20 protein-coding genes are annotated in these 17,491 nt (G+C 43.8%); 7 read left to right on the top strand and 13 right to left on the bottom strand.

The window, feature by feature from the left end:
• Positions 1-11 precede the first annotated feature (11 nt).
• A complete protein-coding gene (locus A3IE_RS0100590) occupies positions 12-557 on the bottom strand; it encodes a hypothetical protein (protein ID WP_020393623.1) in 546 nt (181 codons plus the stop codon).
• Between the two features lie 592 nt (positions 558-1,149).
• Here A3IE_RS0100590 and A3IE_RS0100585 point away from each other — a divergent pair.
• Entirely contained in the window at positions 1,150-1,743 is a 594-nt protein-coding gene (locus tag A3IE_RS0100585; protein ID WP_020393622.1) for a DedA family protein, read from the top strand.
• 159 nt (positions 1,744-1,902) lie between these two features.
• Here the strand turns inward: A3IE_RS0100585 and A3IE_RS0100580 are convergent, their stop codons facing one another.
• Both A3IE_RS0100580 and A3IE_RS0100575 read right to left on the bottom strand, forming a co-directional pair.
• A complete protein-coding gene (locus A3IE_RS0100580) occupies positions 1,903-3,738 on the bottom strand; it encodes a monovalent cation:proton antiporter-2 (CPA2) family protein (RefSeq protein ID WP_020393621.1) in 1,836 nt (611 codons plus the stop codon).
• A gap of 79 nt (positions 3,739-3,817) precedes the next feature.
• A complete protein-coding gene (locus A3IE_RS0100575) occupies positions 3,818-4,627 on the bottom strand; it encodes an alpha/beta hydrolase (RefSeq protein ID WP_020393620.1) in 810 nt (269 codons plus the stop codon).
• A 97-nt stretch (positions 4,628-4,724) separates the two neighbouring features.
• Here A3IE_RS0100575 and kynA point away from each other — a divergent pair, with 97 nt between their 5' ends.
• Positions 4,725-5,561, top strand: coding sequence for a tryptophan 2,3-dioxygenase (gene kynA / locus A3IE_RS0100570; RefSeq protein ID WP_020393619.1), 837 nt, complete (start codon positions 4,725-4,727; stop codon positions 5,559-5,561).
• On the opposite strand, the gene ispH is transcribed toward kynA, so the two are convergent.
• The 5 genes from ispH to A3IE_RS0100545 form a co-directional block, all read right to left on the bottom strand.
• The gene (ispH, locus tag A3IE_RS19525; protein ID WP_020393618.1) at positions 5,523-6,506 is read right to left on the bottom strand and encodes a 4-hydroxy-3-methylbut-2-enyl diphosphate reductase; all 984 of its coding nucleotides are present in this window, start codon (positions 6,504-6,506) and stop codon (positions 5,523-5,525) included. The genes kynA and ispH overlap by 39 nt on opposite strands.
• Before the next feature lie 45 nt (positions 6,507-6,551).
• The gene (locus A3IE_RS0100560; RefSeq protein WP_020393617.1) at positions 6,552-6,881 is read right to left on the bottom strand and encodes a DUF3301 domain-containing protein; all 330 of its coding nucleotides are present in this window, start codon (positions 6,879-6,881) and stop codon (positions 6,552-6,554) included.
• A gap of 70 nt (positions 6,882-6,951) precedes the next feature.
• The gene (locus tag A3IE_RS0100555; RefSeq protein WP_020393616.1) at positions 6,952-7,269 is read right to left on the bottom strand and encodes a hypothetical protein; all 318 of its coding nucleotides are present in this window, start codon (positions 7,267-7,269) and stop codon (positions 6,952-6,954) included.
• A gap of 6 nt (positions 7,270-7,275) precedes the next feature.
• On the bottom strand, positions 7,276-7,437 hold the full coding sequence (locus A3IE_RS22795; RefSeq protein WP_020393615.1) for a hypothetical protein: 162 nt from the start codon (positions 7,435-7,437) through the stop codon (positions 7,276-7,278).
• Between the two features lie 81 nt (positions 7,438-7,518).
• Positions 7,519-7,995, bottom strand: a complete 477-nt coding sequence (locus A3IE_RS0100545; RefSeq protein WP_020393614.1) for a hypothetical protein — start codon at positions 7,993-7,995, stop codon at positions 7,519-7,521.
• A 535-nt stretch (positions 7,996-8,530) separates the two neighbouring features.
• Here A3IE_RS0100545 and A3IE_RS0100540 point away from each other — a divergent pair.
• Complete coding sequence (locus A3IE_RS0100540) at positions 8,531-10,777, top strand: hypothetical protein (RefSeq protein ID WP_020393613.1); 2,247 nt, start codon at positions 8,531-8,533, stop codon at positions 10,775-10,777.
• Position 10,778: 1 nt separating this feature from the next.
• Here the strand turns inward: A3IE_RS0100540 and A3IE_RS0100535 are convergent, their stop codons facing one another.
• On the bottom strand, positions 10,779-11,399 hold the full coding sequence (locus A3IE_RS0100535) for a site-2 protease family protein (RefSeq protein ID WP_020393612.1): 621 nt from the start codon (positions 11,397-11,399) through the stop codon (positions 10,779-10,781).
• 243 nt (positions 11,400-11,642) lie between these two features.
• On the opposite strand from A3IE_RS0100535, the gene A3IE_RS0100530 reads away from it, so the two are divergent.
• Positions 11,643-13,421, top strand: a complete 1,779-nt coding sequence (locus A3IE_RS0100530; RefSeq protein WP_020393611.1) for an N-acetylglutaminylglutamine amidotransferase — start codon at positions 11,643-11,645, stop codon at positions 13,419-13,421.
• A 19-nt stretch (positions 13,422-13,440) separates the two neighbouring features.
• Here the strand turns inward: A3IE_RS0100530 and A3IE_RS0100525 are convergent, their stop codons facing one another.
• The 4 genes from A3IE_RS0100525 to orn are packed head-to-tail and all read right to left on the bottom strand — an operon-like array spanning position 13,441 to position 14,894.
• Complete coding sequence (locus A3IE_RS0100525) at positions 13,441-13,764, bottom strand: hypothetical protein (RefSeq protein ID WP_020393610.1); 324 nt, start codon at positions 13,762-13,764, stop codon at positions 13,441-13,443.
• A 1-nt stretch (position 13,765) separates the two neighbouring features.
• Positions 13,766-14,095, bottom strand: a complete 330-nt coding sequence (locus A3IE_RS0100520) for a DUF5615 family PIN-like protein (protein ID WP_020393609.1) — start codon at positions 14,093-14,095, stop codon at positions 13,766-13,768.
• Positions 14,095-14,319 (bottom strand): DUF433 domain-containing protein, encoded by a 225-nt coding sequence (locus A3IE_RS0100515; protein ID WP_020393608.1) that lies wholly within the window; start codon positions 14,317-14,319, stop codon positions 14,095-14,097. The genes A3IE_RS0100520 and A3IE_RS0100515 overlap by 1 nt, the downstream gene beginning before the upstream one ends.
• 23 nt (positions 14,320-14,342) lie before the next feature.
• Positions 14,343-14,894, bottom strand: coding sequence for an oligoribonuclease (orn, locus tag A3IE_RS0100510; protein ID WP_020393607.1), 552 nt, complete (start codon positions 14,892-14,894; stop codon positions 14,343-14,345).
• A gap of 98 nt (positions 14,895-14,992) precedes the next feature.
• On the opposite strand from orn, the gene A3IE_RS0100505 reads away from it, so the two are divergent.
• Genes A3IE_RS0100505 through rsgA form a run of 3 tightly spaced genes read left to right on the top strand, consistent with a single transcriptional unit; the run spans position 14,993 to position 17,460 of the window.
• A complete protein-coding gene (locus A3IE_RS0100505; protein WP_020393606.1) occupies positions 14,993-16,234 on the top strand; it encodes a M48 family metallopeptidase in 1,242 nt (413 codons plus the stop codon).
• A gap of 11 nt (positions 16,235-16,245) precedes the next feature.
• Positions 16,246-16,548 (top strand): hypothetical protein, encoded by a 303-nt coding sequence (locus A3IE_RS0100500; RefSeq protein WP_020393605.1) that lies wholly within the window; start codon positions 16,246-16,248, stop codon positions 16,546-16,548.
• 3 nt (positions 16,549-16,551) lie between these two features.
• Positions 16,552-17,460, top strand: a complete 909-nt coding sequence (gene rsgA, locus A3IE_RS0100495) for a ribosome small subunit-dependent GTPase A (RefSeq protein WP_020393604.1) — start codon at positions 16,552-16,554, stop codon at positions 17,458-17,460.
• Positions 17,461-17,491: the final 31 nt, after the last annotated feature.

Below are 17,491 nucleotides of genomic sequence, written 5' to 3'. Positions count from 1 at the left end.
GTGCTTGGCACTTACATCCAGCCCGCTAACAGTAAGAGCGCGCCAAGAAACCAAAGAAAATGACCATCCAGTTCAAGTTTATAAGCAACAAACAATGACACTAATAAGCCTAAGCCAATGAATACACTGGGGAGGTGTAACATAGCCGAGGAAAGACCGCTGATTTGTTCCATCCCGGGCAACATCACTAATAAAATCCATACAGCACTGGCCCAGACCACTAAAATGCTACGTAAGATCGGCCATGCTACTTGAAACTGTTGAAACCAGTGCAATGGCTCATCCTGTAAAGTTGCACTGGTAAAACCAATCCCACCTGCACTATGCAGTGCTGTGGCTGCTTGTAAACTAGGTGAGCTGGAACGATTAACAACGCCATGATGGGTTTGTCCAATCGGGGTTTTACGGGATAAGTTAGTAGTTGCTTGTGCAATCGGTGTCACACGCTGATTAGCGCTGGGGCGTGTTAGGGTGTGATGCCGTTGTGTTGGGGTGCGCGTTGTGGTTTTAGTTAAGGTTTTTGTGGGTTGGATAGAAGGGTTAGTTACTTTATTCATATTATCTCTCCTAAGACAAGGCAAAACGCGATAAGAATACAAACTGCTAATACACCCCTTCATCCAGCAACAAGCAAAAAAACGGCGACGCCTTAAACGCCGCCGGTAACATAACCTCACGTTGGTAGGTGAGGTTTAGGGGCATGTCTATGCAATTAAGTAAGGTGTTTGAGGATGTTATTGCGACTTCATCTAAGTGGTTCGCTAAACATGTTCCTACTATACGAACAAAATACGAACCTTTCCAATCAAAAAATTTTGCGCTTAATTCGTATTTTGTTCGTTTTTCCAGATGAAAGGTATAAAAAGTAGAATGAAAGGCGGATTGACTAGCGACTGGGAAAAAGCAAGTTTAAGAGAAACGAGGCTGAACGATTACTTCTAATGCCTAACGTTGGCTGGACATAAGTAAAGCTTGAAAATTGAACTACATGGTATGCTGTGGATAAATAGAAAGTCGCAATAGCCAGAAGAACTACACACCCATATCCCCAATCCACGGGTGATTGATGCTAACTACGAAATCTGCTGCGACGAAACAGATTACCTATGACTAAATTTTTCCCATACAAAATCTTTATAGACGACCATTATGTTTGAACATTACCTCACTATCGCTCAACCTTGGCTTGATCAATACGGTTACTTTGCGTTGTTTATTAGCGTATTCCTCGAGGGTTTCGGGATGCCCACCCCTGGTGAAAGCCTGATTGTAGCGTCTTCCCTATTGGCAGGACGGGGGGATATGCATATTGTCCCTATATTGTTGGCCGCGTGGTCGGCAGCGGTGCTAGGGGACAATACTGGCTATCTACTAGGGCGCTGGGGTGGGCTGCGTTTATTGCACAAGCTTAGGGTAAAGCCTGATCATCTGTTAAAGGTTGAGGGGTTTTTCCAGCGTTATGGCGGTGGGATTGTCGTGGTTGCACGCTTTTTCCCGATTCTACGCCAACTTAATGGCGTGGTGGCAGGTAGTATGAAAATGTCTTGGTGGCGTTTTTTGATGTTCAATTTGTTAGGCGCCGCATTATGGGTTGGCTTTTGGGGTGGTGGAGTCTATTTTCTGGGCGGGCATTTTGAACAGGTGGAGCAAATTTTTCACGGTCTTGTACCATTCGTTGTCGTGGCAGGTTTAGCCGCGCTCTTAGGTTTGGTTTGGTATCTCAAACCTTGGATTAAAGGATAATCCATACGTATTTTGCTGGCCAAAGCAAACTAACCTAAGAATCTGGTTTGAAATCATCGGTATCTTGTCAGGGATTTGGGTGGCTAGCAGCTTGTCCTTACGGATAAGTAGTGCGACCAGAGAATTGGGGAAAATTAATGCCATTAAAGTGCTGACAAGCTAATTTTTGAATGACTCTGTTTTTGGCGGCTCACTGGTTTCTGACTTATCCGCTTGCAAGGTTTGCACTAAATCCTCATACGCACGTCGGGCTATTGAAATATAGTTTTTCGAGGCAAATGGATAGGCCGCTAAGTGATCTGAGGTTTTTTGATCATGCTGTACAAAATAATTAGCTTTAGTATGCGCTTCATGACTAGGAACCCCTAAAGCTTCTAGCGCAGTTCTTCCCAGATTAATAGACCCTTGAAATAATTCCCGCTCAATATAGTCCACCTTCAAAAGCTTTAATTCTTGATAATGCACTAAATCATAAGCTCGGACTAAAACTTTTAAATGAGGATAATGGCGCTTAGTCACTTTAATCAATTTGTTGATTTGAGTGCGATCATCTAAGGCTATGATTAATAGCTGTGCTTGTGATGCGCCAGCGCTAAATAATAAATCTTCTCGCGTCGCATCCCCATAAAAAATCTTATAACCAAAACGTCTTACCATTTCAATACGCTGCGCATTATTATCCAATACGGTAACAGGATAACCACTAGCATGAATCAAACGCCCCACAATCTGACCGAAACGCCCAAAACCCGCAATAATAACTGGATTATGTTGTAGGGGCATGATTTCATCTTGATAAGGATTATTAGGTTCTTGCTGTTTTAGACGTGGTTGTAGTAATTTTTCATTGAGTAAAATTAGAATGGGAGTCACTACCATCGATAGTGCAATCGTGGCGGTCAATAATTCAGTCATTGTTTTAGTTAATACATGGTCGCTATGAGCGAGTGCTAAGAGAACGAAGCCAAACTCACCGCCTTGAGCCAGACTAAAGGCAAACCAATAGCGATCCCCTAAGCCTAGGCGAAAAAGCTTAGCCAAACCAAATAATAACGCAAACTTAATGCTCACCAATCCGAACACTAGACCTACCATCAGAAGCGGTTGCTTGAGAATGAGGGCGAAATCGATTTGTGCACCAATAGAAATAAAGAATAACCCTAGTAGTAAACCTTTAAAGGGTTCAATACTAGCTTCGATTTCATGCCGGTATTCATTTTCTGCTAAGACTACTCCCGCAATAAATGCGCCCATAGCTGGTGATAAGTCAATGCTATCCATCAGTAAAGTAATGCCTACGACTATTAATAATGCGGCAGCCGTAAAAAGCTCGCGTAAATGGCTTTCAGCAATAAAACGAAATAGTGGTCGCATCAGGAATCGCCCTGCTAAAATAATACAGCCAATAATTCCAACAACCATCAACGTCTTTTGCCATGCCATCAAATGATCAAAAGCTGTAGCTGGAGTATTATTGAACATAGGCTGGGTGGCTAATAAGGGTAGTAGTGCAATAATGGGAATGACGGCAAGGTCTTGAAATAAGAGCACTGAAAAACTATCTTGGCCCATGGCCGTGTTTAATAATTTTTTCTCACCAAGAATTTGCAAGGCGATCGCCGTAGACGATAGGGCGAGAATCATGCCGATGGTTAAGCTGACGCGCCAATTTTCGCCAAAGGCTAAGGCAACTCCCCCAAGAGCTAGGCTGGAAAGAATAACTTGAATACTGCCTAAGCCTAAAATGGGTTTACGTAAGCGCCATAATAAAGCGGGTTGTAACTCAAGACCGATTAAAAATAACATGATGACCACGCCGAATTCCGCTATGTGCATAATATGTTCGGCGTTTAGCACTAATCCTAGGGCAAAGGGGCCAATAGCTGCGCCTGCTATTAAATAGCCTAGTACTGAGCCAAGCCCTAATCGGCTCGCTAACGGAACAGCAATCACGCCTGCTGTCAAAAATACAAAGGCTTCTTGTAATGAATTCATGCGTTAGGCTCTATAGAAAGATTGGTGGTAAATCTTTTGTTGGAAACTGTGAATAGAGTCGGCTATCAGTCGCTGTTTATTAAATTACTTTACCGATAAACGCTTCGACCAACGCCGACTGCGGATCGGTCAGGTCATTGATGACTGAAAAATGATGGTGATTCGGGGCATGATAATTTTGCAGGGGAAGATCAAAGCTCGTCCACATATTAGCCAGTAGATCATTCTGACGTATAAATTCAGGGCGTTCATCCGCACCTACCCAGCAAGTTAATTGCACATCGTCCAAGGGCGCTTTTAGCACCGGACTCTCCTGCCATGCTTCGGCTTTATCCATTTGCCATTGAGCATTCATGCTGGTGTTGAGCAGTGGGCGCAGATCGTGCAAGCCGCTAATCGAGGTGACTTTGCGCAAGCGTGTTTGCATTTCTCGGCTTAAGGGTGAGTCCTCACACATCATACGCGTCACCAGATGCCCACCGGCGGAATGCCCTGCTAGACACAAAGGGCCAATCACTTTACTCGCGGCAAAGTTGATTGCACGTCCTATTTGTTGCGTGATGTCCTTAATATGGGCTTCGGGAGCGAGGGTATAAGTGGGCATTGCAACAGCCCAGCCTTGCATCAAAGCACCCGCTGCTAAATGCGACCAAGAGGAGCTATTAAAATCTAACCAATAGCCGCCATGGACAAATACAGCCAGTCCTTTAGGCTCATGGATGGGCATAAATAAATCCAATACCTCACGCTGATGATCACCATAGCTCATAAAGTGATAATGGCTACCTTGCGCTAAGCGAAAAGCGGCGGCCTGTTCAGCCCAGTGGAGACGGTAATTGCCTGCGTCTTTGATATAAGGTGCATTCGCATAAGCATCATTCCAATCCATGAGGGTCTCCTTGCTAGGCTTATTGAGTGTGATGGCTGTTTTTTATAGCGAATCGAGTTAGGCTTGTGCAGTATAACAATGATCAGGAAATGTGTTTATGGCAAGCAGTTACGATCCCGCCCAAGAAGGTGCGCAGATGACCTTTGACGGGCGTATGTCTTATGGCGATTACTTACAACTTTCCCGCATTCTTAGCGCACAGCAGCCACGTTCTACCGCACATGATGAAATGCTATTCATTATCCAACATCAGACCGCTGAGTTGTGGATGAAGCTCATTGTGCATGAAATTAATGCAGCACGTAACGCCTTACAGATTCAGGATTTACAATTAGCCTTCAAAGTACTGACACGCGTAGCACGAATTTTTGAGCAGATTAATAATTCGTGGGATGTCTTGCGTACGATGACACCCAGCGAATACTCGCAGTTTCGCACGGCGTTAGGGCAAAGCTCGGGTTTTCAGTCTTATCAATATCGGATGATTGAATACATGCTAGGCAATCGCAATCAGGCGATGCTAAGGCCACACGCCCATCAGCCTGACATTCTGCAAGCGCTGGAAGCCGAGTTGGCTAATCCTAGCCTGTATGATATTGCCCTGCGCCTTGTCCACGAAGGGGGGATCACCATTCCAGACGACATTTTGCAACGTGATTTAAGCCTTCCCCATCAAGCGGATGCGCGTGTACGTGCCGCTTGGGCTGTGATTTATCGTGACCCGAATCGTTATTGGAATCTGTATCAAATGGCGGAAAAGCTGGTTGATTTTGAGGATTATTTCCGGCGTTGGCGCTTCAATCACGTCACTACCGTGGAGCGCGTGATTGGTTTTAAGCGAGGCACGGGTGGAACCGGTGGTGTTTCTTATTTGAAGCGCATGTTGGATGTAGAGTTATTTCCCGACATCTGGCATGTGCGCACTGAGCTTTGAAGACTCAGTACGCCGTAATTCACGCGGCAAAACAAAGGCAACATGCTCGGTAATCCCTGAATCTTGAATTTGTACATTATTTACACCCAGTAATTTTAAGCGTTCAATCACACCTTCGACCAAGACCTCAGGGGCAGAGGCGCCTGCGGTCAAGCCAATGTGTTGTTTATCCTGCAGCCATTCAGGCTTAATATCGCTAGCATCATCAATTAAATAAGCGGGGGTATTACGTTTTTCTGCCATCTCGCGCAAACGATTGGAATTGGAACTGTTAGGCGAACCGACCACTAAAATTAAATCGCAATCTTCCGCTAATTGTTTCAAAGCATCTTGGCGGTTTTGGGTGGCATAACAAATATCATCTTTCTTGGGGCCAATAATCGCTGGGAACTTGTGGCGTAAAGCATCAATGACAATCGATGTATCATCTACCGATAAGGTGGTTTGCGTGACAAAGGCAAGCTTGGCAGGATTATTCACTTGTAGAGCATTCACTTCCTCCGGCGAGTCCACGCGATAAATTTGCCCACCGTGTTGGATTTCATATTGTCCCATCGTGCCTTCGACTTCAGGATGGTTTTTATGACCGATAAGAATGGTTTCGCGTCCCTCACGACTATAACGTGTGACTTCCACATGCACTTTAGTGACTAAGGGGCAAGTGGCGTCGAAAACTTTTAAACCGCGCTGTTTGGCTTCATCTTGTACCGCACGCGACACGCCATGTGCACTAAAAATGACGGTTGCGCCATCAGGAACTTCATCCAATTCCTGTACAAAGATCGCTCCTTTATCGCGCAAATTATTAACGACAAAACGGTTATGCACGACCTCATGGCGCACATAGATAGGAGCGCCGAGCACTTCTAAAGCGCGATCGACAATTTCAATGGCACGATCGACACCAGCGCAAAAGCCGCGTGGATTGGCGAGAGTTACTTGCATAATGAAGTTCTAAACATCAGGGTAAAATACCAGTATACAGGTGCATCAAGCGCTTTTCACATCAATCACCAAGCCATCGGCTTGATCCAACTGAATTTGTTCTAGACGTTGCCCCAAAATAAAGGCTCGCCCTTCGCGTCGCTCATAACCGGCCAAACTAAATTCAAAATTATAAATGCGGCGCAGATTCAGGCGTCCAGAAGCAGCACGCGCAGGACGCAAACTTTGTAAAGCGACGGTTTGATCCAGTAATTGCGCCCCAATACGCTGGCAAGCTTGGGCGGCTGCCAGCACGGCCCGCTCACGCGCTCGCAAGCTATCTTGCCAAAACCAAATCAGCGTTCCAAAAATCGCAAAAATAACAAAATATCCCATGGCTTTAACTAACTTTTAAAATTAAGAATAAGTGTTGGTTAAATTGGAGCAATGCGCAAATGGCCTTGCATTATTGAATGCCGGGCGCGGTCATAAATTCGTAATCCTTTTCCGCTTCATGCCCGTTGATACGGCTTTTGGAGTTTAGATGTAGCGCGTTACCTGCAACAGACCCTTGATAACTTACTTCTCCCATCATACTTTGGGTAGCGAACTCGAGCTTACCTTCGGGCGTTAATACATAGCTTCCTTTGGAGAGCACATTGCTATTTTTGCCAAACCAGCTCACGACTTCACCCGCATTAGCACTGCTTAGTACCGAGCCTTGTATGACCTGCCCATCGGGATAAAAGCGCAAATAGCTGGTGGATTCACCTTTGCCATCCACTTCGCGCTAAAAACCATTGAACTGTAATTCATGATTGGTCGGTGCTGTCCAACGCTTCACCAAATCAGGGAAAAATTGATTGACACCCAGTGCGGTGAGAAAGGCTGCGATAGCACTTAAACCGGCAATCCAACCCAATTTAGATTTTTTTTCTACTGCTTCACTCATCTCGATTCTTGCGGCCTAATTTTTTTAATGAATGGCGTTAATCATTAGTCAATGGTCATACCATCATGCAGTTTTACTGCCTTATGGAACGGGTACAAATTCAAAACTGCTAACATTATCTTTGTCACTACCGGCTTTTCGCCACACAACATCAAGCTTTTGGTCTTGAGCTAAACCTTTATATTCCGTGACACCATTCCAACCGGATACTGAAAACGCTAGCTGGCCTTGTTCATTCAGTTGGTAAGTGCCGCGTGCCAGCGAGTGCGCTGTGGTATCAAACCATATCATCATATTTTCAGGCTTAATGCCCACATCAGTCGCACCAGCTAACACCTGACCATTCGCCGAAAAGCGCAAATACTGAGCAATACGTTGTGTAGGATTGAGCTCACGGTAAAAACCATTGAAATGTAAACCCCCTTGCGTACTAGGTTCAGCAAAGGGATGAAAAACTTGTGGATAAAAAGACGTGACTAACAACGCTGTTACCCAAAGCAATAATGCTATGGCAAGCGGGATCATGCCACGACGCTTGAATAAACGATTGTTTTGCATTATTGAACCATCCCATGAGCTAAGCCGAGCTTATTATGACGAATTCTGGTGAAGAAGCTAAGCGTGAAGCGGTGTTACTTGCAAAAATCCTCACGCTCTCTAAGCATCTAAAGTACATCTAAAGCAATTTTTTACCCGATATAAAAATTTTTTGTGCTGCTAGGCTAGCGAAGTTCTACGCGATTATGTTATAAAATAATACCAAAATAAAACCAATAGATTGCGTTTTATACACTCTAGCTTTCCCCCCTCCACTTGTTGATTTATCAACACTCTCAGCAAGTGGTTTTTTTATTAGCATAAAAATAGTAAATCGTTAGCCACCATTATCTGAGTAATAGCGGCATTTACTTATTTTTTATTCGGTATTCTTGCCAAGCTATGCTATCTTCAAGCCTTGTCAGAGCTAGGTTTAAGCACCATTTTGCTCAACGACAAGGATAGATAACCATACTATAAACATCCACGTCATTCTCCTACACCCTATCTGCTTGAATGGAATATAAGCTGTTTATGAACAAGGCTAAGCTAAGTTATGTCTGCTAGCTCGTTAGAGAATTGCTTAGTGCGGATTAGTATGGAAGCTAAGCCGCCTAATACGCTTGCTACTAGCGCTCTGGCACTACTCATTAAGCCAGATCGGCAAGCCGCCATCGCTTATCTCATCAGCTCGAAACGATGGCTGAGTGCTATTGCGCCTAAACCAAACTGGCATATGGCAAGTGATGGCCTAAACATTTATTTGACTCATCAGGCCACTCAACAGACCTTAACCTTGAAAGATGAGATCTTGTATGGCTTGCCTGACAGTGAATTAGCATTTGGCATTATTGAGCTGCAAGCGTTTCCTTGTCTGAATCAGCTTGACCCTATGGCCATTATCGACAGTTTAAGTGCTCAGGCTGAAGCAGCTAGCAATAACTTTCAGCTTATGAGTGTTAAGCGTCATGCCCCCAGTCAAACTCAAGTGATTAGCCTACTAAGCTCACAACAAAATCGAGCAGATCAGGAACAAGAAACTTTTATTAGTCTAGAAAACCTCGACCCGTTGAGTCTGGAAGGTGCTCTGGTTGTATTAAACACAGCTGAGCAGCAGACTTATCTGAAATCTATCGTGTTGTATAAAAGCGTTTTCAATGAGCTACAAGCCTTAAAACTGTCGGCTAGTTTAGACAGTATCAACAAGTACATTAAAACGATTAAAAGTGATTTGCCCTTAATTAGCGTGGCGCCGGTTGAATTAGAGGATGATTTAAGCCTAAGCTCGACTTTAAAAGCATCAGATAATTTACTCAGTGATCAAGCTTTACAAGATGCTTTAGTTAAAGTTGTGCAGGAGGAAAGTGCGTTAAAACAGCAGCGCGCTGAGTTGACCGCCAAATATCTGCACTTAGCGGGTCTAGCAGAGCACACTAACTCACCAAGTCTTAAAGTGTCTGCGCTACACAAAGCGCTAGAGTGGGATAAAGAGGCACTTGCGCAATTGCGGTTTGCACAAGCCTTAAAGACGAATAATAAAGCTGCAATTGGTCGTTATCATCCGCTGTTGTTGTCCGAAAAAATCAAAAAATATGATGCCCTTATCAGCTTAGCGCAGGAGCCTGAGCAGCAAATTAACCTGTTAAAGCAAGCCTTGCAGCAGATAACCAATGAAAAGCTTTATAAAAATGATCTGTCCGAAACTAGTGAGTTAAAACAAAAAATTGATGTTTATGCGGCTACGTTGAATCAGCTTTATGAAAGTAATGAGCTATATCGTGATATACCTAAATATAAGCAATTAGCCGATTTTTATTTTACCTTATCCAATCAACATCAAAACCCACGACAACAAGCTGCCTACTATTATCAACTTACCCAAGCCTTATTGGAAAAAGCCCCTATGTCTCAGTTGAATGAAGCACTAGCTAAAGAAATTGCCCAGCAATTAGAGGCTCTCAGACAACGTCAAGTTGATGTGATTCTTGAGAAAGAGCAGGCTTATGAACGTGCCAAAGCCCTTATTAACTCTCAAGAAGATAAGGATATTCGTGAGTTATTAGTAGCGTTGGCAGAAGAAAGTAAAGAAATTAAGAAATCTGATTTACAGCAAGAAAATATCCAACTACTGCTCATCGGTGTCTTATCCTCACTTAATCAAAACCTTGATCAACAGAATAGTTTATCTTCGAAGACGCATAGTCAGCTTGAACAGGCTGTTAATCAAGTGAAGGCGCAATTATTAGCTTTAGAGGCAACAAATAAAGATCAACTGTCAACTGCTAAGGAATCACTAAAAGAATCTTTTAAAGTATCTTACGAAGACTTGGTCGATAAAATAACCCATTCTGCATTTAACGAGCAGCAGAAGAAAGATTTAAGTGATGTTTTGGCAGCAGCTAATATGGCTTTTGTGCAAAATTTAGATAGTCTAAGACAGGATCATACAACAGCCAGCAAAACCTTAGAGGAGTTATATAGTTTGAATCGTGAACATCGCAGCTTATTAGCGAATATCCATTCAACCTTAAACGATTCCAATGAAATTGCTCAGATGAATCAAGCAAATAGTTTGGGTTATTATGAAAAGTTTGGCAATTTACTACTCGAGCAACAAAATTCCATCTTATCGGCTTTAAGTTTGAATCCCATAGAAGTTAAGGCTGAGCCAAAGAAAAAATCATCATTCTTTAAAATGACACTAGCCTCCATTTTGTTATTAATTATTTTGGTGACGATTATTTATCTACCTATGGCAACCATTGCGGAACAGACGCGTGGCTTATTACAAGCTTGGCGTTAGTTTACTTCGATTTAGTATTGGATCCGAATAAACTAAGTAAAATACCTAGACCGTCGTTTGGTACTTCGCCTTCTTTAGTAGTCACGCCAATCGGAATTAAGTTTATAACAGCGCCTGCTAAAGCAGCAAAGCCAAGGACTTGTAGAGCCAGTTTGCTATAATTGTCTTCAATAAAAAAGAAATTATCTACGCCCATGATTGCCAATAAAATAAAAAATACTAACAACTCAATACCCGGGCCTGCGAAATAGATTAGGGCTTGTCTCCATGAACCCGAGGCTTGATTAGCGCGTGGTTCAAACTGGACAAAACCCTCAATAGGAAATAAGCGTAATTCTAGCGGTGCATTAAATAATCTGCCTTCATAAATAACGCGACCAAAACCGATCACAGTGCGTTGAATATCCCAACCAAAGCCCCTTGCCATTAAAGCGTGCCCATATTCGTGCACAAATACTAAGGGCATCCACCATAGGATAAAGAATAAAGCGGCTAGTTTAGTGGGAGTATAATTATTGAAAATGTCTAGCGCCATGAGGAGTAGAAAGATACCCATAAAACTAAGCAAAGTAATAATTTCACTACGCGATTTGGGTTGTTGATCGTGGTGATGTTGCTTCATAACTCTGGTTCTAATTAGAAAATTTGATTTATAGAAATAATTGGCTGCTTTAGACGAATTTTATCACAAAAATCGACGTGGGCTGTTATGTTAATTAACGATAAACAATCATCAGGTTGCAAATTTCATTGATTTACGCTTAACAACAACAAAACTTTTTCCCCTTGTTATTCTTAGACTTTTAGATTTACACATTGCGATATGGCAGACTAAGTAGCAGCGTCTAAAAACAAAGGATACTCCATGTGCGGAATCAGCGGTGAACTACGGTTTGATGGTCAAGTACCTGAATTAAAAAACATTAATGCCATGATGGCAAAGCTAGAAAAGCGTGGTCCCGATCATGCGGGAAGCTTTTCGGATGGTGCGCTTGCCTTTGGACATCGCCGCTTAGCTATTATTGACCTTTCCCACAAATCCAGCCAACCAATGGTCGATGCCGAATTGGGTCTAGCCCTCGTCTTCAATGGCACGATCTACAATTACCCCGAATTACGCACCGAACTCAAAGCGAAGGGTTATCATTTTTTCTCGGATGGTGACACCGAAACCATTATGAAAGCCTATGCCGAATGGGGCGAGGACGCGCCCAAACACTTAAAAGGCATGTTTGCCTTTGCAGTGTGGGATATGAACAAGAAAACCCTGTTTGTGGCACGTGACCGCATGGGCATTAAACCTTTGTACTACGCGCACGATGGTAAATCGTTCAAATTCGCCTCCAATACTCAAGCTTTATTGGCGACCTCAGGCATCGACACCAGCCTTGATACATTGGCGTTACACAATTTATTCACGTTGCACGCCGTCGTACCTGCACCACGCACCGTGTTAAAGGGTATCCGCAAACTCAAACCCGCGCACACCCTCACCTTGCACAGTGATGGGCGTATGGAAGAAAAGTGTTATTGGAATTTGGTAGCTAAGCGTCCCGCCGAACCCCACTCTGAGCAAGAATGGATTGATGCTATTCATGAGGCTTTGCGCGTGGCGGTGCGACGTCGCAATAATATTGCCGATGTACCTGTGGGTGTATTGTTGTCAGGTGGCTTGGATTCGAGTCTATTGGTCGCGCTGTTGGATGAGATTGGTATTAAAGATATTCGCACCTTTACCATCGGTTTTGATGATCAACCTGAGGAAAAAGGCAGCGAATACGAATACTCCGATGCGGTGGTGGAGCGCTTTAAACCCAATCACCACAAATTCCATATTCCCAATGAACAAACCCTACAGCGCTTGCCCGAAGCGGTTGCCAATATGGCGGAACCCATGTTCGGGCAAGATGCCATTGGGTTTTATCTCTTGTCGGAACAAGTCTCTAAGCACGTCAAAGTAGTGCAATCAGGACAGGGCGCGGATGAAGTATTCGGTGGCTATTTTTGGTATCCACAAACCCACGCCGACCAAAATCCTGATCGTTTAGCCCGCTTTGCGCCCTACTATTTTGACCGTGAACATGGTGAGCTCAATCAAATGTTGCAGGCGCAATATCAAACTGAGCGCGATTACACGGGTGAATTAGTACGCGAGTTGTTGGAAACCGAATACGCCGATGAGCATTTAGATGCGGTATTGCGTGCCGATGTGACCACCTTCATTGTCGATGATCCTGTCAAGCGCGTGGACAATATGACGATGGCATGGGGCTTGGAAGCACGTGTACCGTTTTTAGATCAGGATTTAGTCGAACTCGCTGCCCAAATGCCCCCCGAATTAAAACTACGTGATGGCGGCAAATACGTATTAAAGCAAATCGCACGTGGACGAGTACCAGATAGCGTGATTGATCGCCCAAAAGGTTATTTCCCTGTTCCCGCTTTAAAATTCGTGCGCGGCGAATTCTTAGATATGATGCGCGATTTATTACTCTCACCAACAGCTAAACAACGCGGCTTATATAATCCTGCTTATGTGGAAAAGGTACTAAGTAAACCTGAGGAGCATTTGACACGGATTAAAGGGAGTAAATTGTGGCATATGGCGTTGTTGGAGATGTGGTTGCAATTGCAACGAATATAATTTACCAAAACTTACAGAGTCAGAAATCTGGCTCTTTTACCCACTTTGCACCACTATCCTGTAAATCGTAGTTCATCAAACCATGCAAGAAAACCTCACGAAGAGCTTCTAAACGATTTTCTCCAGTAATATAGACATAATGAGGACCTGCTAAACCTGATCTGTGCACATAATGACTTTGTAAAGCAACAAAGCCTCCATCTTTTTGCTTTTTCAGCTTTACTCTAAATTTTTCTTTCGGTGGAGCCAAACCTTTAAGCTCAAACTCATAAACATCCCCAACTTGTGAAGCAGATAATATCTTATCCGAGAAGATTTCCTGTATAACCGCTAAATCACCCACTTTAAGCTACCTCAACTAATAGAGTATTCATGTCCAATTCTTCTTTTATAGTATTCCAATGTTCTTTAAAAATCTCAATCAAACGTTTTTTAGAGCAATTGCCCACTCTTACCCAAATAATTCTCGGAGGCATTAGTGTTACAGAAGCTCTAAATTGAAAATCATCATCTTTAGTGATTATGACCCATTCATTTTTAAGAGCAAACTCCCAAATTGCACTATCCGAAGCTTCTAATAAACCAACATCTAATACATGAACAGCTTCTTCGCCCAAACTTGCTAAAAAACGAGCTAACGCTGGAGGTAATTGTGCATCAACAAGAAACTTCATCAAGCAGCTCGCAAAATGGGATGATCAAATTGCCGAGCGGCATAAATGAGCACTGCTTTAATATCCTCTTTTTCTAGGTAGGGATAATCCTCCAAAATCTCATCTGGCAACATGCCTTCAGCTAACATACCTAATACATCACTCACTCGTATCCGCATACCACGAATACAAGGACGATTGCCACATTTTCCTACTTCTACAGTAATACGCTCTAATAACTCCATAATTTTTCTCTTGTTTCCAAAGACTACACTACGAGCTGCAAAAAATGCACGCGGTAAAATTTCAATTCATCAATCGAATCCAGCACATCGGCTAAAGCCAGATGGCGTGATTCTTTAACAAATTTATCGGTCAAACCGGGGCGCCAGCGTTTGGCTAATTCTTTTAAGGTGCTTACATCTAAATTGCGATAATGAAAGAATTTTTCTAGGTTTGGCATTTGACGCGCTAAAAAGCGGCGATCTTGGCAAATGCTATTGCCACACATGGGTGAAGCACCTTCTGGCACATACTGGCGCAGAAAATCCAAGGTGGCTTGCTCTGCCTCAGTCTCTGTCCAGTGACTATTTTTCACGCGTTGAACCAAGCCTGAACTGCCATGTTGTTTCTGATTCCAGTCATCCATACGCGCTAAGATGTCATCAGCTTGATGAATGGCAATCACAGGCCCCTCGGCTAATACCTTCAAATCTTTATCAGTAACGACGGTTGCAATCTCAATGATCACATCATTCATCGTATCCAAACCGGTCATTTCAAGGTCGATCCAAATCAGGTTTTCTTGATTTAATGTCATGGCTTTCTATACTCAAACACTTGATAGTTAGGCTTACTGCACAAATAGTGAGCTTAAACTAAACTCTTGCTATCCACTCACTAGATTTATTACTACTTATGCTAAGTTTTACAGTTATTTTCCTGTTGTTCCTAGTCGTCTCGACGGGTGTGCAATTATGGCTATCCCTGCGCCAAGCGCGTCACGTCAGTCAACATCGCAACGCCGTTCCTAGTGCCTTTGCCGACAAAATTTCACTCGCCGAACACCAAAAGGCTGCTGATTATACGCAAGCGCGCGGTAAATTGGGGCGTTTAGATTTATGGCTCAGTGTGGGCATTTTATTAGCGTGGACCTTAGGCGGCGGTTTAGAATTATTAGATCAATTCTGGCGGAGTTTCGGCTGGAGTCCTTTATGGACCGGCACAGCCGTGATTTTAAGCATGACCTTTATTGGTAGTTTAATTGACCTACCCTTGTCCCTCTATCGTACTTTTATCCTTGAAGAGCGCTTCGGCTTCAATAAAACCACCCTAAAAACCTTTTTCAGCGACATGGTCAAAGGTGCAGCTTTAGGCTTGGTGATCGGTGTGCCCCTCATTTTATTCGTATTGTGGCTCATGGAAGGGGCTGGTTCCTTATGGTGGCTGTATGCGTGGGCGGGTTTGACCGCATTCTCACTCTTAATGACTTGGGCTTATCCCAAATTTATTGCACCTTTATTTAATAAGTTTGAGCCATTGCAAGAAGGTGAAGTCGCGCAGCGTATTGATGCCTTATTAACCCGCACGGGCTTTAATAGCAAGGGCGTGTTTGTGATGGATGGTTCTAAACGTTCCGCCCATGGTAATGCTTATTTCACGGGCTTTGGACGCAATAAGCGGATTGTCTTCTTCGACACACTCCTCAAACATTTAACGCCGGCGCAAATTGAAGCCGTACTAGCCCACGAATTAGGGCATTTCAAACACAAACATATTGTGAAAGGAATGCTGCTATCGGTTGCCATGACGTTTATAGGCTTTGCGGTGTTAGCGTGGTTGATGCAGCAAACATGGTTTTACCAAAGTTTAGGGGTAAGCCAACCCTCTGCTTATATGGCTCTGTTATTATTTGTGTTAGTCAGCCCCGTTTTTACTTTTTTCATTAGCCCGATTATGGCGCGTTTATCACGCAAGCATGAGTTTGAGGCAGACAGCTTCGCTGCCAGTCAGTCAAGTGCTACGGAACTCATTGCTGCTTTGGTGGGTCTGTATAAGGAAAATGCGAATACCTTAACACCGGACCCGTTGCATTCGGCATTTTATGATTCGCATCCACCTGCTGCGATTCGCATTGCCCATTTACAACAACAGACCTAAAGAGAGTTGCTATGAAAACTTTTGCATTGCTGATGGCTAGCCTAATGATGGCTAATGTGGCTCATGCCGCCAATAATGGTGATCCTTTAAGTGGTAAAAAATTATTTGAAGAATCCCGTTGTTTATCCTGCCATGCTGCAACAGTTTTTACGAAGCCGGATCGAAAAGTGAAAAGCTTAGCGCAATTAGAAAGCCAAGTACGCACCTGCGATGCCAATTTAAGTACTAATTGGTTCGACGATCAGATCATAGATGTGGTCGCCTACCTCAATCAAGCTTATTATAAATTTCCCAATCCAGCCCGAACGCAATAATTCATGCCCAACCCCAGCGTTTCAGATCAGCAACTTACTGGCCGCGTCATCACCCGTTTTGGCGCAGAACTTATTCTCGAAACGGCACAGGGAGAAACGATTCGTGCCACCACACGGCGCAAATTGGAGCATATCGCCTGCGGTGATTACGTCGCATGGCAAACCGAGAGCCAAGGCAATGCTAGTGTCATCGATATTTTGCCGCGTCAAAATGTGTTACTACGTCCTGATATGCGCGGCAAACCCCGAGCGGTGGCTGCTAATATAGATGTACTGTTAGTGGTGAGTAGTTGGCGACCAGCGCCCAATTGGGAAATGTTGGATCGTTATTTAATTGCAGCGCGCCATCTGCCAACCGATGTTATTATCATCATGAATAAAGCGGATTTGCGGGCGGCGTATAGCTCAGCAGAACAAGAGGCCGCCTTAGCCGAGTATGAGCAAGTCGGCTATCCAGTTTATCCTGTGCAAGCCAAAACAGGGCAAGGTCTAAGCGCTTTGCGCCAAGCTATTAAGGGTAAGACGGCGATTTTTGCAGGGCAATCCGGTGTTGGCAAATCCTCATTAGTCAGTGCTTTAGTACCAGAACTTGACTTAAAAATTGGTGCCATTGCCGATACCGGTGAGGGGAGACACACTACAACAGTTGCATCACTGTATCATCTACCCGAGGGTGGCGCTTTAATCGATTCACCCGGTGTACGTGATTTTCCGCTTTTGCCCTTAAGTGTGCTAGACTTACAAGCAGGTTATCCAGAGTTCCAAGCCTTTATGGGGATGTGCCGTTTTAATAATTGTACACATCACCACGAACCAGGTTGCGCGATTAAGGCAGCAATTGCTAGCCACGATTTGCCACCGCAACGTTACCAACGTTATCTAACCTTATTAGCTGGCCAGAATAACAACTAAATATCACAGCGTTTTGAGTAGGACTATAAGC

Origin of the sequence: Thiolinea disciformis DSM 14473 (assembly GCF_000371925.1) — a bacterium.
In the GTDB taxonomy this organism is placed as follows: Bacteria; Pseudomonadota; Gammaproteobacteria; order Thiotrichales; family Thiotrichaceae; genus Thiolinea; species Thiolinea disciformis.
Note: the sequence above shows the minus strand (reverse complement) of the source record. Positions and strands in the feature narration are given on the sequence as shown.

Coding starts and splice junctions, on each gene's coding strand:
- A3IE_RS0100590 (WP_020393623.1), bottom strand. CDS start 557: ATGAATAAAGTAACTAACCCTTCTATCCAACCCACAAAAACCTTAACT.
- A3IE_RS0100585 (WP_020393622.1), top strand. CDS start 1,150: ATGTTTGAACATTACCTCACTATCGCTCAACCTTGGCTTGATCAATAC.
- A3IE_RS0100580 (WP_020393621.1), bottom strand. CDS start 3,738: ATGAATTCATTACAAGAAGCCTTTGTATTTTTGACAGCAGGCGTGATT.
- A3IE_RS0100575 (WP_020393620.1), bottom strand. CDS start 4,627: ATGGATTGGAATGATGCTTATGCGAATGCACCTTATATCAAAGACGCA.
- kynA (WP_020393619.1), top strand. CDS start 4,725: ATGGCAAGCAGTTACGATCCCGCCCAAGAAGGTGCGCAGATGACCTTT.
- ispH (WP_020393618.1), bottom strand. CDS start 6,506: ATGCAAGTAACTCTCGCCAATCCACGCGGCTTTTGCGCTGGTGTCGAT.
- A3IE_RS0100560 (WP_020393617.1), bottom strand. CDS start 6,881: ATGGGATATTTTGTTATTTTTGCGATTTTTGGAACGCTGATTTGGTTT.
- A3IE_RS22795 (WP_020393615.1), bottom strand. CDS start 7,437: ATGAGTGAAGCAGTAGAAAAAAAATCTAAATTGGGTTGGATTGCCGGT.
- A3IE_RS0100545 (WP_020393614.1), bottom strand. CDS start 7,995: ATGCAAAACAATCGTTTATTCAAGCGTCGTGGCATGATCCCGCTTGCC.
- A3IE_RS0100540 (WP_020393613.1), top strand. CDS start 8,531: ATGTCTGCTAGCTCGTTAGAGAATTGCTTAGTGCGGATTAGTATGGAA.
- A3IE_RS0100535 (WP_020393612.1), bottom strand. CDS start 11,399: ATGAAGCAACATCACCACGATCAACAACCCAAATCGCGTAGTGAAATT.
- A3IE_RS0100530 (WP_020393611.1), top strand. CDS start 11,643: ATGTGCGGAATCAGCGGTGAACTACGGTTTGATGGTCAAGTACCTGAA.
- A3IE_RS0100520 (WP_020393609.1), bottom strand. CDS start 14,095: ATGAAGTTTCTTGTTGATGCACAATTACCTCCAGCGTTAGCTCGTTTT.
- A3IE_RS0100515 (WP_020393608.1), bottom strand. CDS start 14,319: ATGGAGTTATTAGAGCGTATTACTGTAGAAGTAGGAAAATGTGGCAAT.
- orn (WP_020393607.1), bottom strand. CDS start 14,894: ATGACATTAAATCAAGAAAACCTGATTTGGATCGACCTTGAAATGACC.
- A3IE_RS0100505 (WP_020393606.1), top strand. CDS start 14,993: ATGCTAAGTTTTACAGTTATTTTCCTGTTGTTCCTAGTCGTCTCGACG.
- A3IE_RS0100500 (WP_020393605.1), top strand. CDS start 16,246: ATGAAAACTTTTGCATTGCTGATGGCTAGCCTAATGATGGCTAATGTG.
- rsgA (WP_020393604.1), top strand. CDS start 16,552: ATGCCCAACCCCAGCGTTTCAGATCAGCAACTTACTGGCCGCGTCATC.